Source organism: Actinoplanes sp. NPDC051859, assembly GCF_044452725.1.
In the GTDB taxonomy this organism is placed as follows: Bacteria; Actinomycetota; Actinomycetes; order Mycobacteriales; family Micromonosporaceae; genus Actinoplanes.
In genome coordinates this window covers 20738-41458 of the sequence record NZ_JBITBX010000006.1, presented here as the reverse complement: position 1 = coordinate 41458, position 20721 = coordinate 20738, and the positions used below count along the sequence as shown (strand labels likewise).

At 71.2% G+C, this 20721-nt stretch carries 7 protein-coding genes; all 7 read right to left on the bottom strand.

Translation table 11 applies throughout. The annotated features are described in order from the left end of the window. Positions 1 to 55: 55 nt before the first annotated feature. A complete protein-coding gene (locus ACIA1L_RS16965; protein ID WP_396073653.1) occupies positions 56 to 385 on the bottom strand; it encodes a hypothetical protein in 330 nt (109 codons plus the stop codon). Positions 386 to 560: 175 nt separating this feature from the next. Beyond that, positions 561 to 1583 carry an ABC transporter substrate-binding protein gene (locus tag ACIA1L_RS16960; RefSeq protein ID WP_396073652.1) on the bottom strand — a complete coding sequence of 341 codons (1023 nt, stop codon included), beginning with the start codon at positions 1581 to 1583 and terminating at the stop codon, positions 561 to 563. A gap of 10 nt (positions 1584 to 1593) precedes the next feature. Continuing rightward, on the bottom strand, positions 1594 to 2040 hold the full coding sequence (locus tag ACIA1L_RS16955) for a YbaB/EbfC family nucleoid-associated protein (RefSeq protein ID WP_396073651.1): 447 nt from the start codon (positions 2038 to 2040) through the stop codon (positions 1594 to 1596). Between the two features lie 49 nt (positions 2041 to 2089). Further along, on the bottom strand, positions 2090 to 3502 hold the full coding sequence (eccB, locus tag ACIA1L_RS16950; RefSeq protein WP_396073650.1) for a type VII secretion protein EccB: 1413 nt from the start codon (positions 3500 to 3502) through the stop codon (positions 2090 to 2092). Between the two features lie 24 nt (positions 3503 to 3526). Further along, positions 3527 to 4903: a type VII secretion integral membrane protein EccD gene (eccD, locus tag ACIA1L_RS16945; RefSeq protein ID WP_396073649.1), complete on the bottom strand. Its 1377-nt coding sequence runs from the start codon at positions 4901 to 4903 to the stop codon at positions 3527 to 3529. Between the two features lie 61 nt (positions 4904 to 4964). Beyond that, positions 4965 to 10568 carry a hypothetical protein gene (locus ACIA1L_RS16940; RefSeq protein ID WP_396073648.1) on the bottom strand — a complete coding sequence of 1868 codons (5604 nt, stop codon included), beginning with the start codon at positions 10566 to 10568 and terminating at the stop codon, positions 4965 to 4967. A 283-nt stretch (positions 10569 to 10851) separates the two neighbouring features. Next, positions 10852 to 20721 carry a hypothetical protein gene (locus ACIA1L_RS16935; protein ID WP_396073647.1) on the bottom strand — a complete coding sequence of 3290 codons (9870 nt, stop codon included), beginning with the start codon at positions 20719 to 20721 and terminating at the stop codon, positions 10852 to 10854.

Genomic DNA, 20721 nt, shown 5'->3' with positions numbered 1-20721 from the left:
CACCCGTCGATTATGCGAGCCGTTGTCAAATTCAGCTCAACGCCCGGATATCCCCCTAGGAGGCAGCCTCGTGCAGCTGCCGTGCCCGCTCCCTGGCCCGTTGCTCATCGGCGCCCGCGGCACGCAGTAACTCCATCACCGGCCAGTACCGGACGGCGTCTCCCTGCGTACCCATGACCATCTTGTGGATGTAGTCGCCCAGCACGTCCCCGAGCACTGCCGGGTCACGGCTCAGCTCCCCCAGCGACAGGAGGGTCTTTTCGCGAAGTATCGCCAGTTCTGCATGGATGGCTTCCTGCCGGCCATGGACGTCGTAGCGTTCGAGGATCGCAGCAATGCGGACTGCCTCGAAACGCTGACTGTCGTCGAGCTCCGGACTCGCCACTGGGTCACGGTACCGCTACATCGAGTGTCGTCCCATCACTCGATCTCGTCACCTCAGCGAGAACGAGGCTGATCAGTACGTCGAGAATGTCGGGGTCGTCGTACTGGCCTTCTCGGGGACGTCGCCCGCGAGAGCATCGGGGCCGGCGTTTTCCGGCACCGGTGCGCCGAGTCGGTCACTTCGTCGCCGCCGCCGTGAGGGCGGGCTGAATCCGGTCGATGAACCACGGCACGTTCAGCGCCGTCGGCCAACTTATTGCCACGCCGATGTTGGCCTCAGTGTCGAGGTCGAGGAGCTCGTATCGCTTCTCGACGACGACCGGGAGATCCGCGAAGGTAGGCACCTGCAGGATGCTCTCAAGCTCCTTCTTCGGCGCGGCGATCAACAGCACATCGGCGTCCAGCAGGCCGTAGTTCTCCGCGGAGATAATCAGATTGTCACGGGTGAACTTCGAGGCCGCCGCCGGCAGGGTGAAACCCAGATTTTGCATGATGGTGGCGTTGGCGGACCCCGCGAACGAACGATAGGTCCAAAAGCCGCGGCCCGGCACCAGGAGCAGGAAGGTCACCGACTTGCCCTTGTACTCCGGGTGGGCCTTCGCCGTGTCGGAGATCTTCTTCTGAACCCCTGTCACGACCTGGTTGGCCCGATCGGCCAGATCCAGCGTGGAGCCGATCGTCCGGACTACGCTCTCCCATGGCAGGTCAAAGCTGGGCGCCTCGGTGGTAAGCACCGGAGCGATGCTCGACAGCCGTTGGTAACTGTCCCTCAGCTGACCCGGGTCGGTCTGGATCGCGATGATCAGATCGGGCCTGGCAGCGGCGATGTCCTCGAAGGGGAAGGTGTCGCCCAGCTCGCCAAGCCTCTCGATCTTCTTGGCTTGCGCCGCCGGAACCCACGGGTACCCAGTCTGCTCCTTATCGGCCCACACCGGCGTAACGCCGAGAACCATGGTGTTCTCGGCGTCGTTGGTATAACCGACGACCGCCACCCGCTCCGGGCGCTTCCCGAGGACGGACTCCCCCCACGGCGCCTTCAGCGTCAACGGGTAGGCCGTCTTTCCCTCCGCCGCAGGTAGAAGGCCGCTGGAAGGCGTGGCCGGCGAAACGCTGCCGGATGACCCACAGCCGACGAGGGAGACCGAGGCGACCAGGGCCGCTGCGGACATCGCAAGCAGACGCAGGGGCGACATTTTCATCTGCGCATTCCTATTCTTGGTATTGACCGGACTGCCCGGGCCGGCCGTGCTGCTCCGGATCCAGGTACTCCCCCAGGCCGACCTCGTCCATCGCCTCCCGGAACATCTGCGCCACGTCGACCCGACCCGTCGACGCCGCGCCCAGATCCGCCGCCTCCGGCAGCAGGGGGCGGTAGATCTCACTCACCTGCGATTCAATCTGCCGCCGGGCCGCAGCGATGGTCTCCACCACCAGTACGCCCAGTTCCGTAGGCGGCATGGACCGGTACCGGGTCCCGCTGAACTGCACAGACGTGACGTTGCCAAACCCGTCGACGGTGGCAGCTACCGAACGGTCCCGCGACGTCGCGGTGGCCGTGGCCGCATCGACCGCGCGCTGTACGTCCTGGAGCTGACTCTGTTGCTCCCGGATGGTGTCCCACATCTTGTCCAACTCGCCGTCGAAGCCTGCCGGCACGACCGCCCCTTCCCTCGCCCGGCCGCGACCGCACCGGATCACCATCGGTTCACTTCCCGCGTACGGCGGCGTCGACGCTCAACTCCGGTCCTGTCGGCAGCAGGTCGAGCAGGGCGGGCGGTACGGGTGTCGCCACCACCTGGCCGTATCCGAGTGCGGCCAGGTCCTGCGCCGTGGGCACCGGATACTTCACGCCCGTGTCGGTGACCACATAGGTGGCCAGGCCGGCGGTGCCCGATGCCACCAACGGACGGACGACGACACCCGCTCCGGACGGCACCGCCACCCGGTGCGCGACCCGGTCGTCGGCGCGGATGCCGGGGCCGGACGCCGGTGCGGATGCCGTGGCCCGCGGATTGCGTACCAGCAGGCGTGGTTGTGGTCCGTCCGGACCCGTCGCGGCCGCGAGACACAACATCTGGGGCTCGCTCCAGACGAGTCGGGCGGGTGACGTCACCGGGCGCCCCGCGGGCTGCGGCATCACCGCACTGGCCGCTGCCGCCCGATCGCTGAGGGTCAACGACAACTCGTACGGCGACTGGCCGGGGTACGCGACCTTCGTAGCGGGATCTGCCAACAGGAGTGCGGTATCCACATCGGACAGCGCCGCGAGTCCTTCCGCCAGCGCGACGTACCGTGTCCTGCCGAGGCCAGGCTGATCGACCACGAAGATCTGCCCGACGGTGGCAGCGGTTCCGCCGACCCGAACGGCGCTCTTCTGCCCGCGGCGCGGCACATCCGGCCCGGTGAGGTCCGGTCCCTGCGGGACGGTTCCCAACCAGGCCGCACTCACCGGAACCGGTGGCTGACTGTCGAACCCCAAGGCCCGCACCACCCAGTCCTGCGTGATTTTTAGCCGCCGGCCCTGCCAGAGCAGGTGACGCGGGCCGTCAGGTGCGCGAACCAGCACCGCCTGCTGATCGGTCAAGAAGCTCGCCGGGTCGGCGGCGGCCACCACCAGCGTCGCGGACGGCTTCAGGCGGCCGTCGACGCCGGGCGCCGTGTCGGCGCAGGCCCACCAGTCGGCACCGGTCAGCCGGGAACGCTCGGGCAGCGGGTCGGGAGCACCGATCACGCCGAGCGGGCTGCCGTGCGGAAGGTTCCCCGACGACTTGCGGCTGACCATGGTGACCTTCATGCCCTCGCCGAGCAGCAAGCGAGCCGAAGCGTCGTTCAGCACCGGCCGGAGCCGGCCCTCGACCAGGACGTACCGGGCGCCGGTCTCCTTCTCCACCAGCAGGGCCTGCGGCGTGTTCAGCCGCTTGGCGCCACCCGGAGAGAGCCAGGCGTAGACAGCGAAGCCCGCGATGATCAGCGCCATGACCGCCACGCCGGAGAGCAACCCCACGGTGGTGCGGCGAGTCGGTGACTGCGGGGCGTCCGGATCCGCGGTCAGCACCGCCGCGACCATCCGACCGTTCAGGTACGCCTGCGCCTGCACCTGGTCACGACGTGAATGCACCGGTCACTCCTCTCCGCCGCCGGCTCATCCGATCGCCGATCGCACCCACTGGTAGACCTCCAGCACGGCCGCGCACAGCGGCACCAGAGCCAGCGCTGCCGCACCCTGCGTGAGGTCGCCCAGCCGCCCCCAGATCGGCATGAGGCGGTGGCCCGGCAGACTGCGGGCCGCACCGGCCAGAACGCCGGCAAGCACGACCAGGCCGACCGCCGCGGCCAACCGGCCCTCGACCGGCCACCGCGTCGCCGCGTGCCATCCCGCCCCCGCCAGGCCCGCGACACCCGCACCGACCATGGACAGCCGCTGCCAGATGTTCTCCAAGCCCCGCGCGTAGAGCAGCACCAGCACCGCACCGGTCAGACACAGAGCTGTGGCGGTCCAGCCGGAACCCGTGCTCAACAGCACCAGACACAGGCCCGAGACGGTGCACAGTGCGGCGTACAGGGCGGTGGCGTACCGGTCGGCCTGCGCGGCCCGCACCATCAATTCCCGCCCCGGCTCCGGCTCGACGTCTTCCTGCAGGGCGTCCGCGGAGTGCGGCAACGGCCTGATCCGAATCCCCGCGAGCCGCACCGCGCGCAGCGGCACCATCGCGCCCAGGCCGATCGCCAGCACGAGCCCCAGCGCGGCGCCGTGCACCGCGGTCAGGTGAAAGACCGTCTGCATCACGCCGAGCGTCGTGCCGAGCAGGCTCCCCAGCAGGATCGCCACCAAGGCTTCTCGCGCCACCGGCACGGTGAGCAGCAACAACAGCGCCATCCCCGACAGCGGTGCCATGGCCGACAACAGGACAGGTCCGGGGCCGCCGGAACCGGTCGGAAGGACAGCGCCGCCGTACCCCGAGTAGCACACCGCTGCCAGGGCGAACAGCACGCCGACCGGTTCGTCGCGCAGGATCCGTACCGCTGCCGCGGAGGCCCCCCACAAGCCCAGGGCCAGCAGCCATGCGGTCACCGCGCGGGGTAGCGCAGGCCCCGCCAAGGCCAGCATCGCCAGCCCTCCGGCCAGGACGACACCGAGCACGCCCAGCAGGACGGTCCGGGTCAGCGCCGGACGCCACCGGTCGGGTCGCTGCCGTACGGCCGTGGCAACCCCGTCGACGACGTCGTCGAAGTCGGCCAGCGGCAGCTGCGCGTCGCGCGGGCGCAGGTAAAGGGCACCACCGTCGCGAAGGTTCAACTCCGCCGGGCTGAGCAGGTCGTCCAGCGGCGCCTCACCCAACCGCTGTAGGACCCACCCGTTGGAGGTGATGCCCTGCTGGGCCACACCCGGACCGGCGAGGCGTAACAGCTCCGGCTGCAGATCGACCAGCGGCAGGTGGCTCGGCACCGCGACCTCGGTCGTCCGGGTCGGACCGTAGATGGTGAGCCGGCACAGCTCGGAGGCCTGCGTGTCACTCATACCTGTCGTACCTCTCCGCTGTCTCGATGCCGGGTGTGTCGCCGCTGTCCACGTCGGCGCCTCACGCCGCCCCGGTCGGCCGAGCGGCCCAGGCTCGCAAGCGCGCCACCAGGCGCTCCTGGTGCTCATGGTCGGGCTCCGACACCTCGTCCAGCACAAAGACGACCGTCGTTCCGTCGTCCGGCTGGTCCGTGGCAAGCACCCGGAACCGGGTCCCCGGACCGAACATCACTTGATCTTCGGCGCCGTCGACCAGGCCGCCGAGCCGCCGGCCGGTCGTCGACCAGATGACCCAACGGATTGTCGGCGTCGTATCCACCGCCGGGCTGCCGGCCAGCAGAAGACCCTTCTCCTGCACGACCGCCCCGGGCCGGTGGGCGTCAGCGCCATCGGGAACGGCCACATCAGCCACCACCGGACCCATTCGGGACGGCAGCCGGCGAAGTCCACTCACCACACAGGCGGCAAACGCCAGGTTCGCCTCCGAGTCCGCCGCCGGAACCAACCCGCCGGCATCACCCGATGCGTACGCCCGGACAGCCACCAGATCCGCGAGAAGCTCTCCGGACGCCGAGGGGTTCGCCGAGCGCAGACCCGGACGGCTGGCCAGCAGCTCGGTCACCCGGCGCGCGTGCGCGTCGTAACGCCAGCCCAGCGCGTCACGCAGTGCCCACCGCTGCTCCGGACTGCTCTCGTGGTCCATGTCGAAGGGGAAGGGGTGCGCGCCGTTACACGCCTGACCGGATGGCGGGGCGGCCGCAACCGGGGCCGGTTGGTCAGGTACCGGGGTGGCTGACAGTCGAGCCGGCGCCGGATCAGCTGCCAGTCGAGCCGGCGCCGGATCAGCTGCCGGCCGGACAGGCCCCGGCTCGGTTGCTGACCGCGCCGGCCGCCGGGCTGGCTGCTCGGTTGCCGGCCCGGGCGACGGGTCGGGCAGCGATGACGCCGGAATCGTGTGGACTCGGCGGAGGACGTCGGCCGGCAGGAGCTGCAGGAACGCGTCGAGGCATTCCTCCGCCAGCTCCTGGGATTCGTTGCGGCTGTCGTCGACGACCACGGTGAAGCGCTCGGCGTCCCAGGGCAGGTTGGGGTCCGGCCGGTCACCCGCCGGGCGCAGCCAGGCTCCGAAGTGGACGAGCTGCACCTCCCAGTCGGCGTCCATCAGATATCCACCGGATCGGCCAGCGGCCCGACCGCTCAGGAAGTCCGGGCGTTCCGCCGCGACGAGCCGTCCCTCAGCGTCGCAGGACAGCAGGCGCACCGGCGGCCGCCATACCGGTAGCCCGTTGTCGTCGACGACAACGGTGTGCCACTGCTCGGCGACGGCGCCGGCGTGCAGTTGGGGAAGGCCAGTCACGACAGGGACGGCGGCGCCGAGGCGCCGGGCCAGCTCCCGCCCCAAGGTCACGCAACCGTCGCGCCGCGGCCCGTTCGGCACCACCACCAGTCGGGCCCGCAGCTCGGCGGGAAGCCGTTCGACCAGGTCGGCGGCGACCGTCGGGTCGGGCTCCGCGGCGCCCGGCCTGCCGTACACCAGCAGCTGACGATCCGGGACGGGGGCGGCATTCCACTCCGGATCGTCCGCGTCAGCGTGCTCTTCGTCGGTGATCCAGAAGCCGCCGGGTATGCGGACCAGCCGGATCCCCGCCGCGCCGTCGGTCGACGGGGGAGGCGACGGCTCGGAGGTCAGAGGATTGATCGACAGCGCATCGGCCGCCGGTATACCGACGATCCGCAGGTCCGGCAGCACATCCGAGGGCAGGCTCCGGACCAGATCGGTAAGCAGCGGAATGCGGCCGGTGACCTCGGAGCCGTCGCCGCGTCCTACCGCGATCGTGAAACAGGCGGGATCGGCGGGCAACTGCCAACCCACTCGATCATCGTCGATATCTTGCGGGCGGCGCAGCCACAAGCCGTACCCGGTCACCACCGCGCTCCAACCGTCACCCGCGGCCGCAGAAAGCACGCTAAGCCGGTCGGCCGGACCGTCTGGGGTGGGCTCATCAGGCCACCGGCAGATCAGTCGGGGAGCCAGCGGACGCCAGCGCAGCACCGCCGGACCACGAGCGCCGCCCATTTCGCCGTCACCCGTGCTGTCGGGGAACGAGGTCGCGACAGCGACGGCCACCGCCCACTGCCGGGACAGCCGCTCGGCGATGGCAATCGCGACGTCTGCGCCACAGCCGTACGGCACCACGGTCAGCTGTTCACCGACCGCGTGCGGCAACTGGTCGACAGCCTCGACGACATCGTCCACGGACAGTTCAGCAGCGTCGGGGTGCCCGACGAGCAGGACACACCGGTCCGGGTCAGCCGGCAGGTGGAAGCCGGGGTCGTCCGGGCCGGGCAGCGCACTGCCGGCGGGCAGCACCCACAGCCCCGCCATCACCGGCGTCAGCTGCAGCCCCCTGCGGGCGGGCAGGTCCGCCTCGTCCAGCGGCTGTCCCCACACCGGCGCCGGCCAGCGCCGGCCCAGCGGCTGCACCATGGCTTCGTCGGAGAAGCGCAACCATGAACCGTCCTGGTCGCCGGCGAAGACGCCGCCGCCGGACACCCGCCGGACTGCACCGAGCGGGGCGACCACGGCGACACCGGTCAGCTCGGCCACCGTCTCGGCGAGCACCGTTCCGTCAGCGCCCCGCCGGCCGGCATCGGGCACGTACAACCACACCGAGCTACCGGCGGGAACGGTCGCGGCCACCGCCGCGGCCAGATCCGCCGGTTCCAACTCCGGTGCGGCCAGGACACCGACGCCGCCATCCACCCGCGGCGCGGCAGCCCGCAGCCTGTCCTCATCGGGGCCGGGCTCGCCCACCGCGATCAAATGTTCGCCGAGCTGGCGCACCGGAGGCAGCGGATGTTCCCGGACGGACGTGCGCCGGCGCAGCCGGGTACTGGCCGCTTCCTTGGCCCTTCGATAAACCATCCGAGTAGTCGCGGTCAGCTTCGCCTTGGACGCTGGTTCGCCAGCAGCGTCGGCAACCGGATTTTCCGGTACGGCCGCAGCAACGTCCGACTCCGAGGGTTCGCTGACCGGCATCGACGCGGCCTGCGGAGTGCCGCCCAGCGACCCGACCGGAGCTTCGGTGCCCGCAACCGCTCCGCCCGCTGCTGCGCCGGCGGCCAGCTTCAGCACGGAGGACGCCGACGACGATGGCGCGGAGGACGCGGAGGACGCGGGCAGCGCTGACGGCACGGCAGGTGCGGAGGACGCGGAAAGCGCGGGCAGCGCTGACGGCACGGCAGGTGCGGAGGACGCGGAAAGCGCGGGTAGCGCTGACGGCACGGCAGGTGCGGAAGGCACGGCAGACGCGGTGGGCGCGGTGGGCGCCGAAAGTGCGGCAGGCGCCGGAGGCGTAGTGAGCGGGGCGAGCTGGGACGGCGTGGCGGCTCCGGCGGGCGTTACCCGTACCCGCTGCCGCAACCCGGGTGGCAGGCGGAGCATCAGCGCTGCCACCAAGGCTTCCGCTTCGGCGGACACCGCCCCGTCCGCGTGCACGCGGATGGTGAAGTGGTGGGCGTCCCACTCCGGGTCCGGCCCCACCGGAGTGCCGGCCGGGGCCAGCCACAACCCGCCCAAGTTCAGATGCAGAATCCATCGGTCGGTGATGCGATAGCTGCCCGCGGCGGTCGACGGCAGATCGGCCAGGAACGACGGTGCGTGCACCGGGATCGGCAGCCCGGTCGCCGAGCAGGTCCACAGCGCGACGGGGGGCTGCCACACCGGGTCACCCGCCTCGTCCACCACCACCGCGGACCAGGAGCGGCCGGTCGATACGGGCAAGCCGCTCGCCAGCGCCACCGGCCGCGACCATCGGCGTGCCAGATCCCGTGCTGCGGCCAGGACACCACGGCGATCCGACCCGTACGGTGCCAGGGCCAGCCTGCGGCGCACCGACTGCGGGAGGAGCTCCGCGACGGCGACGATGTCGTCCGGCTCGGGCGCGGGACGGCCGGGACTGCCCACGACGAGCAGTACCCGGCCGGCGAGCACAGGCGCGGAGATCGCCAGATCCGCCAGGTCGGGCGCGTCCTCGTCGGGATCGGCGGGGAAGACCCAGAGTCCTGCCGGGATCGGTTCGACCCACAGCCGGCCGACCATCGGGTGGTCGGCCGCGATGGTCTCCACGGCCTGCTCCCAGTCGGTGCCGGGGTGCCGGTTCCCGGCCGGCGTCACGGTGCCGTCGGGGCTGGTCCGCAGCCAGCCGTCCCCCACCGCGTAGCAGGTGCCGTCGGGCACCAGAACCACCGCATCGTCCGGGGCGATCACCGCGCTGCCGAGTGCGGCGGCGAGGGGTACGGCAGCGGCAGCGGCTGCGGAGGCGACCAGCCGGACCGGTCGTCCGGCGATGCGCGCCTCGTCGGCCAACCACGCCCAGTCGCCGGCCGGACCGGCGCCCACCACGGTGACATACCCGGGTTCCCGAACCACCTGACGTGCGACGTCCTCGAAGGAGGGGTCCTCCGAACCGACCACCAGCAGGTCGTCGGACAGCCAGCGACCGGTCGGCGCCGCGCCTGTTCCGGTCCTGGGCGCAGAAAGGCCGGCTGCGTCCAGGTCGTCGTCGGTCACACCGATGATGCGTACGGTCGGAAGCAAGCGGCCCGGCAGCCGGTCGCCCAGCTCGCGCAGCGCCGCCACAACGTCGCCCTGCGGCGGCTCGTCCGGTACGCCGACCTGGATGGTCAATCCTTCCGGGTGCGCCGGCCGGGTGCACACTTCGGCCGCGTGGTGACAGTCCTGCGGCCGGTGCAACCACAGTCCGGCGGCGGTGGCGGCCACCGTCCACCCGGGGGCGAGCAGGATGCAGCCGGTCTCGTCGACCAGGCAGTCCTCGAGGAACGGTGTTCGTGCGACGGCCTTCGGCGGGGCCGGCCAGTGCACGACGAGCTGATCGACCAGCGGCTGCCAGCCCAGCCCGCCCGTCGCGACGGTCTGCACGGCACCCGCGGCCAGCATCGGCAGGCCGGTGGCCGCGGCGACGGGGGTCGACCAGCGGCGGGACAGCCCACCGGCGACGGTGAGCGCCACCTCCGCGCCGCAGCCGTACGGCACCACCAGCACCGACCGGCGCACCGCGACCGGCAGCTCGTCGAGCACGTCGATCAGGACGTCTGCGTCGGGGGGCGGCGACCCGGGCCGGCCCACGACGATGGTGCAACGGTCCGGGTCCTCGGCGATACCGAAGGCCGGATCCGCGGCCTGTGGCGGCGGGACGTCTGCCGGACACAGCCACAGTCCGGCCGGCACGCCGACGATCTGCAGACCGGGGCGCTGGCCGGGGAAGTGGCTGTCCAACTCGTCGGACCAGCTCGGCGCCGGCCAGCGACGGCCCAGTACCCGGTCGGGAGACCCGGGCCTGAACCGATGGAACCGCTCGGCGGGGCCGGCGAGGAACGCCTGTCGCTGCGGGGTGAAGAGCGGCCGGCCACGCGGAGCGATGACCTCGACCTGGAGCAGGTCGGCGAGGTGCTGCGCCGGCCCGCCGGCAGTGTCGGCGCAGAAGAGCCAGATCGCTGCTCCAGGCGGTACGAGCGCGGCTATCTCGGCGCCCGCGACCGCCCAGTCGACGCCCCGACCGGCAACGACGGCGACGGCATCATCAGTGACCGGGACGCACGCTGCCAGGTGCTCGTCGGCGGCCGCACTCGTGCTGCCGACCACGACGGCTCCGTCACACAACCAGCGCGCGGCGTGTTCTGGCGACACGTGCGGCACGCCTTCAGCAGGTTCGCCGACGACGGATGGGCCGGCGACGACCGCACGGCCGACAGCCGGCGGCGGCGACTCACCCGCACCTCCCGACCGGCCATCGGCGGCGAACGCGCGCAACGAAGCCCGGATCATCTGTGTACGCCCGCCCTTCGCCCGCTGGTTGTCTCGCCCGTACGTCGGTGGTGGAGTCTAGGGACGGCATGCCAGCGTTCAAGATCCGGGCCGTAGACGCTCACGGACCGCTCGCCGCCTCCGCGGCCACCCGCTGCGCCGACTCGTCGCCGCCGACCTGCAACGCCTGCCCGATCGCCTCGATCGCGGCCCCTCGGTGCGGCGCTGTCGGGTCTCCGCCGGCCCGCAGGTAGTAGCCCCGCCCGATGATCCGGGCGGCGAACCCCGCGTCCGGCGGGCGGGAGTCTTGGAGGGCCCGGCCGAGCTCGGCCAGCCGGGTCAGGCGATCAGCGATGGTGTCGACGACGGGAGGCCGGTCACCGGGTCCCACGAGTTCCAGCAGCGTGTTTCTGACCGTGTCGGCGGCGGCGAGGCCGCTGCTCTCCTGATCCGAGAGGGCGTCCGCGCGGCCCAGCTTGAAGGGGTAGTTCTTGAGGATCGGCTCGATCGTCGCCCGGTACTGTCCGAGCGGCCGTCGCGCGGCGGGTGGCAGCTGACTGCCTTTGCCGAGTGCGGCGGTGATGTCGTTCCGCAGGTCCAGCAGTTCCAGGCGCACCTCCACCGCGGCGGACCGGCGCTGCCGCCCGGCACCGAGTGCCGGCACGTGCGGGGCGGGACTGCCCGCAGGCACATCGGTGTCTTCGGCCAACCGGTACGGCACTGCCCGCGCAGGGGCGGGCGTTTCGCCGTCGGCGCCGAACGCATGGAACTCGTGGTGCAGCACCTGGGCGATCCGAGCCTGGTTCGCCCACGGGATGACGTACTTGGTGAAGAACTCGTCGACCCGTTCGGGGAAGTCCCCGGCGTACCGTCGGGCGGGATCCTCGTCGCCGTCCCGCCGCAGGTCGACGGAGGCGTAGCGGTCGAAGAACAGCTCGACGTCCTCGGCATGGCGCGGAGCACCGCCGGCAGCGGCCAGCGCGTCCGGAAATTCGCGGACTTCGGCCATCAGCAGCACACTGCGCAGATATGCCGTCGCCGCGTCCTGGAGTTGGTCGGCTCGATCCGCGAACGCACCGGCCGACAGGAAGTCCTTCTTGCCGTCGGTGAAGACCGGCAGATCCGGAAGAACCTCATCGGGTACGCCGTACTGGTCCCGCAGTTCGTTCAGGTCCCGCACGTCGCCCCACCGCGGGTCGAACCGGGTGTGTTCGGCGGCGCCGTTCAGGTACGTACGCAGCGAACCGGGCAGCGCGTGTTCCCGCAACCACGCCAGCGACCGGGGGTCACGAATCCCGAACTGATTGGCGCCGAAGGGCCGGTCCACGTTCAGGTCCGCGGACGTCCGCCCGGCGTCGTGTTCGGTGATGGCGGCGGCGGAGATGTCGTTGGCGACCTTCAGCGGCACGAGGAACGAGCGGATCATCGGGGTGGACTTACCGTCCAGCCCGTACTTCTCCACCCATTTCAGCTGCCGCAAACTCTGCCCGAAGCTCAACCACAACGGGTTGTCCTTACTGTCGGCGGAGCCGGTGTGGATGTCGATGTGACCGTCCGGGCCCTGGCCGACGTCCTTGTTCCTCGGCGGTGCATCGTCCGGCCGCAATGCATCGGCGAAGACGGCGATGTAGACGGGCACGTAATGCTGCCCGGCGATGACCTTCACCGCGGGAATGTCCCGGTGGACGACTCCCTCGCCCACCCCGTCGGGAACCCTGCTCGCCGACAGGTACTCCGCGCCGGGGATCCGCAGCGCCGGCTCTCCGGCCAGTCGATGCCCCGCCGCCGGCTCGCCGCGCCGCTCGGCCGAGTCGCCGGCCCGCTCAGTCGGGGAGCCGGCCCGCTCAATCGGGGCGCCGGCCCGCTCAATCGGGGCGCCGAACCCGTGGATCTCCACCGGCTCGCGGCGGCCTGAGCCCGTCGCGTCGGCTGCGGCCAGCTCCTCGCCGGTCACATCGTTGAGCGTGTCCCATCCCTCGCCGGCAACGCCGTCGGGCACGAACAGCAACGCCGCGCGTCCACCAACGGCGACCGGCTCGGGTCCGGCACCGATCACCAGGTCGTCCTGCCAGGCCAGCACGTTGGAGCCCAGGCTGTCGGCCAGTTGCTGTGCGAAACCACCCGCCAGCGCGCCACCCGCACACGCCAGCAACGCCACCGGCTGATCGGGCGACACCCGATCGGCGAGCACCTGCGCCAGCTGGCTCGGGGTCAGACCCAGCTGGGTGACGTCACCCAGCTCGGTGCGTACGGGCACCCGTACCAGGTCGCCGGCGCCGTGCACCGCCACGGCCAGCGCGTCGGTGTCCGGCACCACCGGCTTTCCGCCCAGCTCGGCCAGCTCGCCGTCGGTCAGCAGCGCCAGGCCGCCCCCAGGTAGGTCTCCGGCGACGAGCTCCTGCCCGTCCGCCACCCACACCCCGTCCGGTCCACGGCTCACCGTTGCTGCCGGGCCCGGCGCGGAGTCGGTAGCCAGCCGCAACCCGGCGCTCGGTCCACCACTGCCAGCTGGATCGCCGTGGTTTGCGGCTGAGCTGCCCGTACGCTTCGCCTTCCGGGCCGGCGGCTCGGACCCGTCGTCGGACCCCTTGCGCTTGCGGGGGTGCGCCTCCGGCGCGGTCCCGCCAGCCGGCGGCGGATTCAGGTCCACCGCGGCCATGGCGTCGACCAGCGCGGGCACCGACTGCGGCGCGGACAGCAGTGGCTGGACCGCGCCGAACAGCGTGGCCGCGTCGGTGACCCATGCCCGGGAGGTGACCAGGTCCTGTGCCACCTTGGGGGTGAAGGTCCAGGCGACCTTCGAGTGATCCTTCGCCAGCAGGTACTCCGCTATCCGGCGCTGGCGGATCTGTTCGCGGATGCCCTCCGGATCAGCAGCAGGAGGATCCGAGTGGAAGCGGTCCCGCACGAGACTCTCCACCGGACCTGCCGAGCTTCCTGCAACAGCCAGTTTCCGCAGCTCGGCGGCCTTCTTGCTGGTGCCTCGGAGGTCCGATCCGAGGACCTCTTCGAGCGACGTGAGGTCCAGGCAGGTCCAGTCGGCCCGCCGCGCCGCTTCCCTGCTCTCACCGCCGCCGCTGCGAGAGCCCTCGTAGGTGGTGGCAAAGGGAAGCAGGTTGCGGTAGGCGAGGTACGTGCGGACCACCCTGGACATCTGTACGGCCGTCGGTTCCTCCCGCGCGGCGGTCGCGGCAGTGTCGAGTGCGCGCGCCGCGTCGAGCAGAGCCTGCGGGTGGCCTCGGTGAAAGTTTTCCTCCGGCAGATATGCCGCCAAGTCCAGCGCGGCAGTGTGCTGCGCCGCGCGGTGCAGTTTCGCCGCTGCGGTCGGCACGTCGCTGCCCACCGTCAACGCGGCGAGAGCCAGCTCTTCCTGCACGAAGGCGGTGCTGTGTGAGCCCTGGTCGGTCAGCCCCGGCGGCGGTTTGGGCCGCTCGGCGTGCACGGACTCGATCGTGCCGTCCGGCCGCAGCGTCACGCGGGCGAACTGCTCGTCCGCCTGGTCCGGCGCAGGGACGCTGCGGGGCGTAGGGACGACCTGTTCCCGCACAGCAGTGACCGCGTCGGCCGCGCTGGTTCCCGCGGGGGGCCTCAGCAACTCGGTGGCTCGCGTCGTCAGCTCCGCAATAGTGGGCAGCCGCCGGCCCGCATCGGCGCTTGGCCTGCCCTCGGTGTCGAGGATCGCGTCCCGCAGCGCCGGCGGCAGGCCAGACTGATCCCATCCGTGCGGGTCGCCGGCCAGCTCGACCAGTGCCCAGCCGTACCGCGCGGTGGAGTCGCGCGCGTCGTCCTGCCTCGGCAGGAGATCGATTCTCCCGGCTTTCCTGATGCCCGCCTTCTGCTCCTCCTGGCTGACCCTGAGGAGTGCCGGTCGCCGGTTCCGCCTGGGGCGCCCGGCAGAACCTGACTGGTCGGCTCCCACCTGGCGAGGGATGAAGCCGTCCGTAGCCAGAGCGTACGTCCGTGCGCCGACCTCGTTGCGCCACACCTCGACGATCTTGGTGACCAGCGCGGGGTCGGCGGCGTCGAGCGGCCGGGGGTCGAAAGCCGGCTCGGGCCAGGCCAGCCGCATCAGCCATTCGTGCCGGGCAGCCATGGCGGCCAAAAGCTCGGCCCGCGTCGGATCGACGACCTCCGCCGGCCGCACCGGCGGATCACCGTCCGCCGGATCCACATCCATGTCGGTGTCCGACCGAACCGGACCGTCGGCGGGCGGGCGGGTCGACGCCTCGCTGAGCTGAGCGCCGCGCAGCATGGCGGCGACGTCGCTGGGACCCCACAACCGAGCGGAGGTACGGTCCCCGCCGTCCAGGTCCAGGAAGTCCGCTGCCTCACCGTGCCCGGCGGAACCCTGGTGGTGGTAGACGGTCATGAAAGGCAACCGGTTGGCGTAGTTCAGCGTCGCCCGGACCGCTTCCGCCATGCCCGCCGGGTCGGTGCTCGCCTCGGCCAGCCGCCCATTCAGCAGGGCCCGCGCCGACGCCCAGTCGACCTCCGTCTGCCCGGGCAGCCGCGGTGGCTTCTTCGCCTCCTCCGCCTGCCACACCTCGCGCAGGATGTCCTGCCCGGCGGCATCGTCACCCCGCTCGGCGGCGCCGGGTTCAGGATTCGTGCCTTCGATCGCCTTCCGCACCGGATTGCTCAGCTGTTCGAGGCCGGCGACGAACTCGGCGAGGCCGGTCACCGCCTCCGCGGGCGTACGGCCGACGACGATGTTCCGGACCAGCCGGCGCATCACGTCCCACGGCGTCACGTGGTCGCCCTCGGCAGCCCCGCCCCCGGCCCTGGTGAACGCAGGCCGGGGCCGCTGGATCCCCACAGTGGCGTCGGCGATCCGCCCGTCCTCCCATTGAACCGACACCGCCGGCGCCTCCGCCGACGACCTGCCGCCGCCGGTAACAGCCCCTGCCGACGACCTGCCGCCGCCGGCAACAGCCCCTGCCGAGGAGCTGCCGTTACCGGGAAGAACCGCCGTCGACGAGCTGCCGCTGACCCGTACAGCCTTCGACTGCGGCTCGAAAGCACCGTGCCGTGAATCCGTCGGCCGGTCCACCGACGCACGTGCCGTCGAGGCCGATTCCACAGTGGGGGTGAACGCGTCCGGAAGAACCCGACCCGTGCTGTCGACGACGATTGCCCGCGCCGACACCGCGGACTCCGCGATGTCGCCGCCTTGTCGCATCCACGCGGTCGGGTCGGCCGGTCGCTGGCCGGACGGCGTCAGCCGGTGGCCCGGCTCGGCCTGTGGTTCGACCCATTGGACGCCGGCGTCGCTGGTGTGGTGGAGGGCAAAGCCGTGCCCGATCCGGCCGTCGGGGCGGCCCATCAGCACGAACGCCGAAGCGCCCGGCCCCGCATGTCGGACGGCGTCCTCGACGGCCGACCAGGACGGCACCCGCTGCCATCCCGCCCGCCCGGCGCCCAGGTCCCGGGCGAGAGCATCCTCCGGCCGTCCACCCAGGACCGAGTCGTCCACCACCGAGGCTGTCCGGCCCGGCCCAGGGGTACGCAGGTCCGGGCGCGGATACAGCCCGGTGCGCAGACCATCCAGCAACGTGACACACGCTTGCGGCCCGCGCGCCAGCTCGGACGCGGCAATCTCGTCGACCAGCGCACCCAACCTCGCCGCATCCGGCGCCGTGAACTCGCCAGGTCCGCGACCGCCCTGCCCGGTCGGTGCGGCCGTTTCGTGCCGGCCAACCCGTACGGTCAACGGGTTGTTGAAAAATCCTGAGGCAGCCTGCTGCTCGTGGAAATTATGACCGGGAGAATCGCTGTAGACCCGGAAGAACCATGCCTGCTCGGTATGCGCCTCAAAGTCGTTCTTGATCTTGATTCGCGCTTTGGCACCGTCCTTCTTAGCCTCCGGATCCGTGCTCAGATAGGACAAGATGCGGTCGAGCTTCGTCTGGGCCGTCGCCAGGTCGTCGCGCTCGGTAAGCGGGGGGAATGTCTTGCCGTCCCTGCTGGCGCGTGCTCGGAGTCTCTCGTAGAGAGCGCCCTGCATGAACTCGCCCAGGTCGCGGCTGTAATTCTCCAGCGTCACCCGGGTCGATCCGTCGAGCGACTCCGCGACGACCGGTGCGAAGTGATAGCCCCAGGCGTTGTCGCCCCGATCGACGGCTTCACCGACTGAGTGATCGCGTTCGTCCCGGGCGGCGATACTGAATGTCGCATAGCCCTCACCAGTCCGGGGAGCGGCGAATTCGTTGATACCCAGCCGGTAGGCGGTCTCCCGCAGCTTGCCATCGCGCAGCGCCTCGCCATACCGGCGACCTTTGTCGTCGACGACGCGATCCTGTTTGTGGGCCGCCTGAACGGCGTCCGCAACGGACAACGAGTCAGTGCTGTGGCCGGCCAGCTCCGTGGCGAGACGCTCCACACCGGCATCCGAGGTGGCATTGGGGGTGATCTTGAAGCTGATGTTCATCGCCCGCCGTCCGTCCGACGGACCGACGTCGTTACCCAGCAGGGCCCTCGAATCCTTGCTGTTGGCGGAGTTCATGACCCTGCCCGTCACCGTCACGCACGAACTGGTGCCCAGGGGCACGAACTCCTCGACGCCGCTGGGGCTTTCTCGGCCCACGATCGTCGGCTGCGTGCGGTAGAGCTTCGTGCCGTCCACCGACACGAACCGGCCTCCGCTGCGCAATCGAACCGGACTACCCACGGCCGCCAACGCCGCATTTGCCTTCGTCACGACCTCGGGTACGGCGTAGAACTCCTTGGCTTCCGAGGCTGTCGAGACCTCCGACCCTTCCGTGGCTTTCGGCGCGACGTGCACGGCTAGTGAGCGATCCGGAGCGACCTGCAGGGACGCCTGCGTCGGGTCTACGGGGTGGGTCGGATAGCGGACGGTGTCCGGGATCCCCGCCGGGCCCCGCCCGGTGCCGTCACCGACCACCACCTGCGCCTTGTCCGCCTGCATGACGAAGTGCGGCCCCCGGTCGCCCGCGTCCTGCCCCACCGCGTACGAGCCGGGCGGATAAATCACCAACCCGGTCGCCGGCGCGGTGCCCGGCCGGCGGGGAGTCAGGAGCTCCGACAGATCGACCCCGGCATTCGGGTCGAGCGCGCCGTGCCGTGGATCTGTCGGCCGGTCGACCACCGCCCGCGCCGTCGACGCCGATTCCACGGCGGGAGTGAACGCATCCGACATGGCCCGGCCGTTGCCGTCGACGACGATCGCCCGTGCCGCTACCGCGGACTCCGCACTCTCGCCACCCCGGGTCGTCCATGCCGCCGCACTGTCCGACCGCTGCCCCGACGGTGTCAGCCGGCGCCCGGGCTCGGCCTGCGGTTCCACCCACTGCACACCGGCATCGCTGGTGTGATGGATAGCAAAGCCGTGCCCGATCCGGCCGTCCGGGCGTCCCATCAGCACGAACGCCGAAGCACCCGGCCCGGCCCGCCGCACCGCGTCCTCCACAGTCTGCCAGGACGACACCCGCTGCCATCCGGACCGTCCGGCACCCAGGTCGCGCGCCAACGCATCCTCCGGGCGCCCGCCCAGCACGGAGTCGTCCACCACCGACGCGGCCCGCCCCGGTCCGGTCACCGGTGCGCGCAAATCCGGACGCGGGTACAGACCAGCCCGCAACCCGTCCAACAAAGTCACACATGCCTGCGGCCCGTACGCCCTGTCGGACGCAGCCACCTCTTCGACCAGCGCCCCCAACCGCGCCACATCCGGAACCGCAGGCCCTGTCGCATCCGGAACCACTGGCCTGACCACATCCGGAACCGCCGGCCTGACCACATCCGCAGCCCCAGGCCTGACCACATCCGCAGCCCCAGGCCTGACCACATCCGCAGCCGCCGGCCTGGCCGCATCTGAAGCGGCCGGGCTTTGCGTACGCCCGGGTCCGTCCGAAGTGCGGCCTCTACGCGGCGCTTGCCGGTCGCTCCGCAGGTTGCTGGCCCGTTCGAGCATCTCGGGCACGGTCAGCGGGGCATCGCCTGGTGGCCGCGCAGGGACAGTCAACGAAGCTTCGGCCGGTGGCCGCGCGGGAGCTGGACTAATCCGGGCGGCCGGGCGCGACCCTTCGGCGCCGACGAGTCGTCCCCCGGTCGGGCCGGACGGTTCCGTGGTGCCGGTCTGCCCGCCGCCGGGCGGGGTGGCCCACCCGACCGGCCCGCCCACCGGGCTGACGACCGTCCCGCCGCCCGTCGGCTCGACACTGCCACCACTGCTTGCGAAACCGCCATCGGTCCTTACGTCGCTGGCTGTCACTGCCACCGGTTGCACCGGAGCGGGCGCGACAGGAGTCGGTTGCCCCGGAGCGGGGGCTACAGCAGTCGATTGCGCCGGAGCGGGGGCTACAGCAGTCGATTGCGCCGGAGCGGGGGCTACAGCAGTCGATTGCGCCGGAGCGGCTGCTGTAAGCAGCGGTTGCGCCGGACCGGCCGGTTTCTCAGTGTGCACACTGGTCGAGGCCGGCACGCCGGTCTGCTCGGTTCCGGCTGCCGGACCGGGGGAAGTACCGACGATGCCGGCGCTGGAGTCCTGGCCGATGGAGTATGACCGGTCAAGCGGCGCGCGGGGCTCGGACGGGACACCGTGGCTCAGATCCGACCGGCCGACATCCGGCTGCGAAGGGCCGGCATGCACGCCCGCGCCCGCAGTGTCGCCAGCCGTGCGTGCGCCACCGGTTTCGAAGGCATCGTGACCACCGCCATCACCGCGTTGTGGTGACCCACCCGACGATCCGCTCGACGTGCCACCCGAGGACCCACCCGTCGACCCGCTCGGCGACCCGGCTGTCGACCCGTTGGTCGAGCCTCCTGTCGGAACGGCCGCACCGCCATGCCTGGGGCCGGGGTCGTTGACTGTTCGGCTGGTGGTCGGTGTGGTGTCGCCGGTCGGCCCACCGTTACCCGTGGGGGCAGCGCCGCTAACCGAGCTCGGGCCGCCGCCCGAGGCCGAGCCGCCACTCGAGGCCGGACCGCCACTCGAGGCCGGACCGCCACTCGAGGCCGGACCGCCACTCGAGGCCGGACCGCCACTCGAGGCCGGACCGCCGGTCGAGGTCGGGCCGGCCGCCAGGTTCAAGGCGCTGAGCGGCGATGAGCTGGGCGGGGTCGCATCCGCTGCCGGTCCGCTGTCCGCGGTGTCGGCGCCCCCGTCGGTGGACCGGTCCTTGCGGAGTTTGCTGCCGAGAGCGTGACCACCCATCTCGACCGCGCTGTCGAACATGCCGGCCGTGAAGGCGAACGGGTTGGACTCGAACTTGCCGTCCCGGAGAAGGGAGTACATGCCTTCGGACAGGTACTCGTGCAATCCGCCTTCAGCCACGTCGGCGACCGCGCCACCCAAGCCCTTGTCCAGCTTGAACTTGTTGTTCAGAGCGCCGCGGCCGGCGCCCAGCACCACGCCGGTTGCCACACCGGTGGCGGCCGACCCGGCCGCGTCCCTGGTGAGGTCCGTGTCCCATTTGTCGCGGTCACCGGTGGCGAACTGGCTGATCTGTACCGCGGCGTCCAGCCCGACCTGCAGCACGAGTTGCTGGAGGAGCTGCTTGAGCAGGCCCTTGGCGAAGCGGATGATGATCTGGCTGATCGTGCGCTGTGCGGCGAACTGCGCGGGAGCAGCCGGGTTGAACCAGCTCGTGGCGACCACGTACGCAAAAGTGGCGACCAGGATGATGACCTGGCCGATGATGATGCGTTTCAGGTATTGCACCATCGTGCCGGCCTTGCGGGCGTCGGCGGCGATGGTGTTCAGGTCGGTGGTGAGCTTGTCGAAGTACTGCGGCGGCTTGCTGGTGTACGCCATCAGGATCCTGACGAGCTCGGCCGCGGTGCGCCCGTTGTGCCGGCCGGCCATCTGAGTCGCCTCGGTAGCCAGCTGGCTGAGAGTTCCGGCGATGTCGGCGGCCAGCTCTTTGGTCAGCACCGCCGTATCGAAGAGCACATCCTCGTCGGCGACCGGCCATTCCTCACCGGTGACTACCTGAAGGAACTTGCGCAGCCCCTCAGATAGCTGCATACCCAT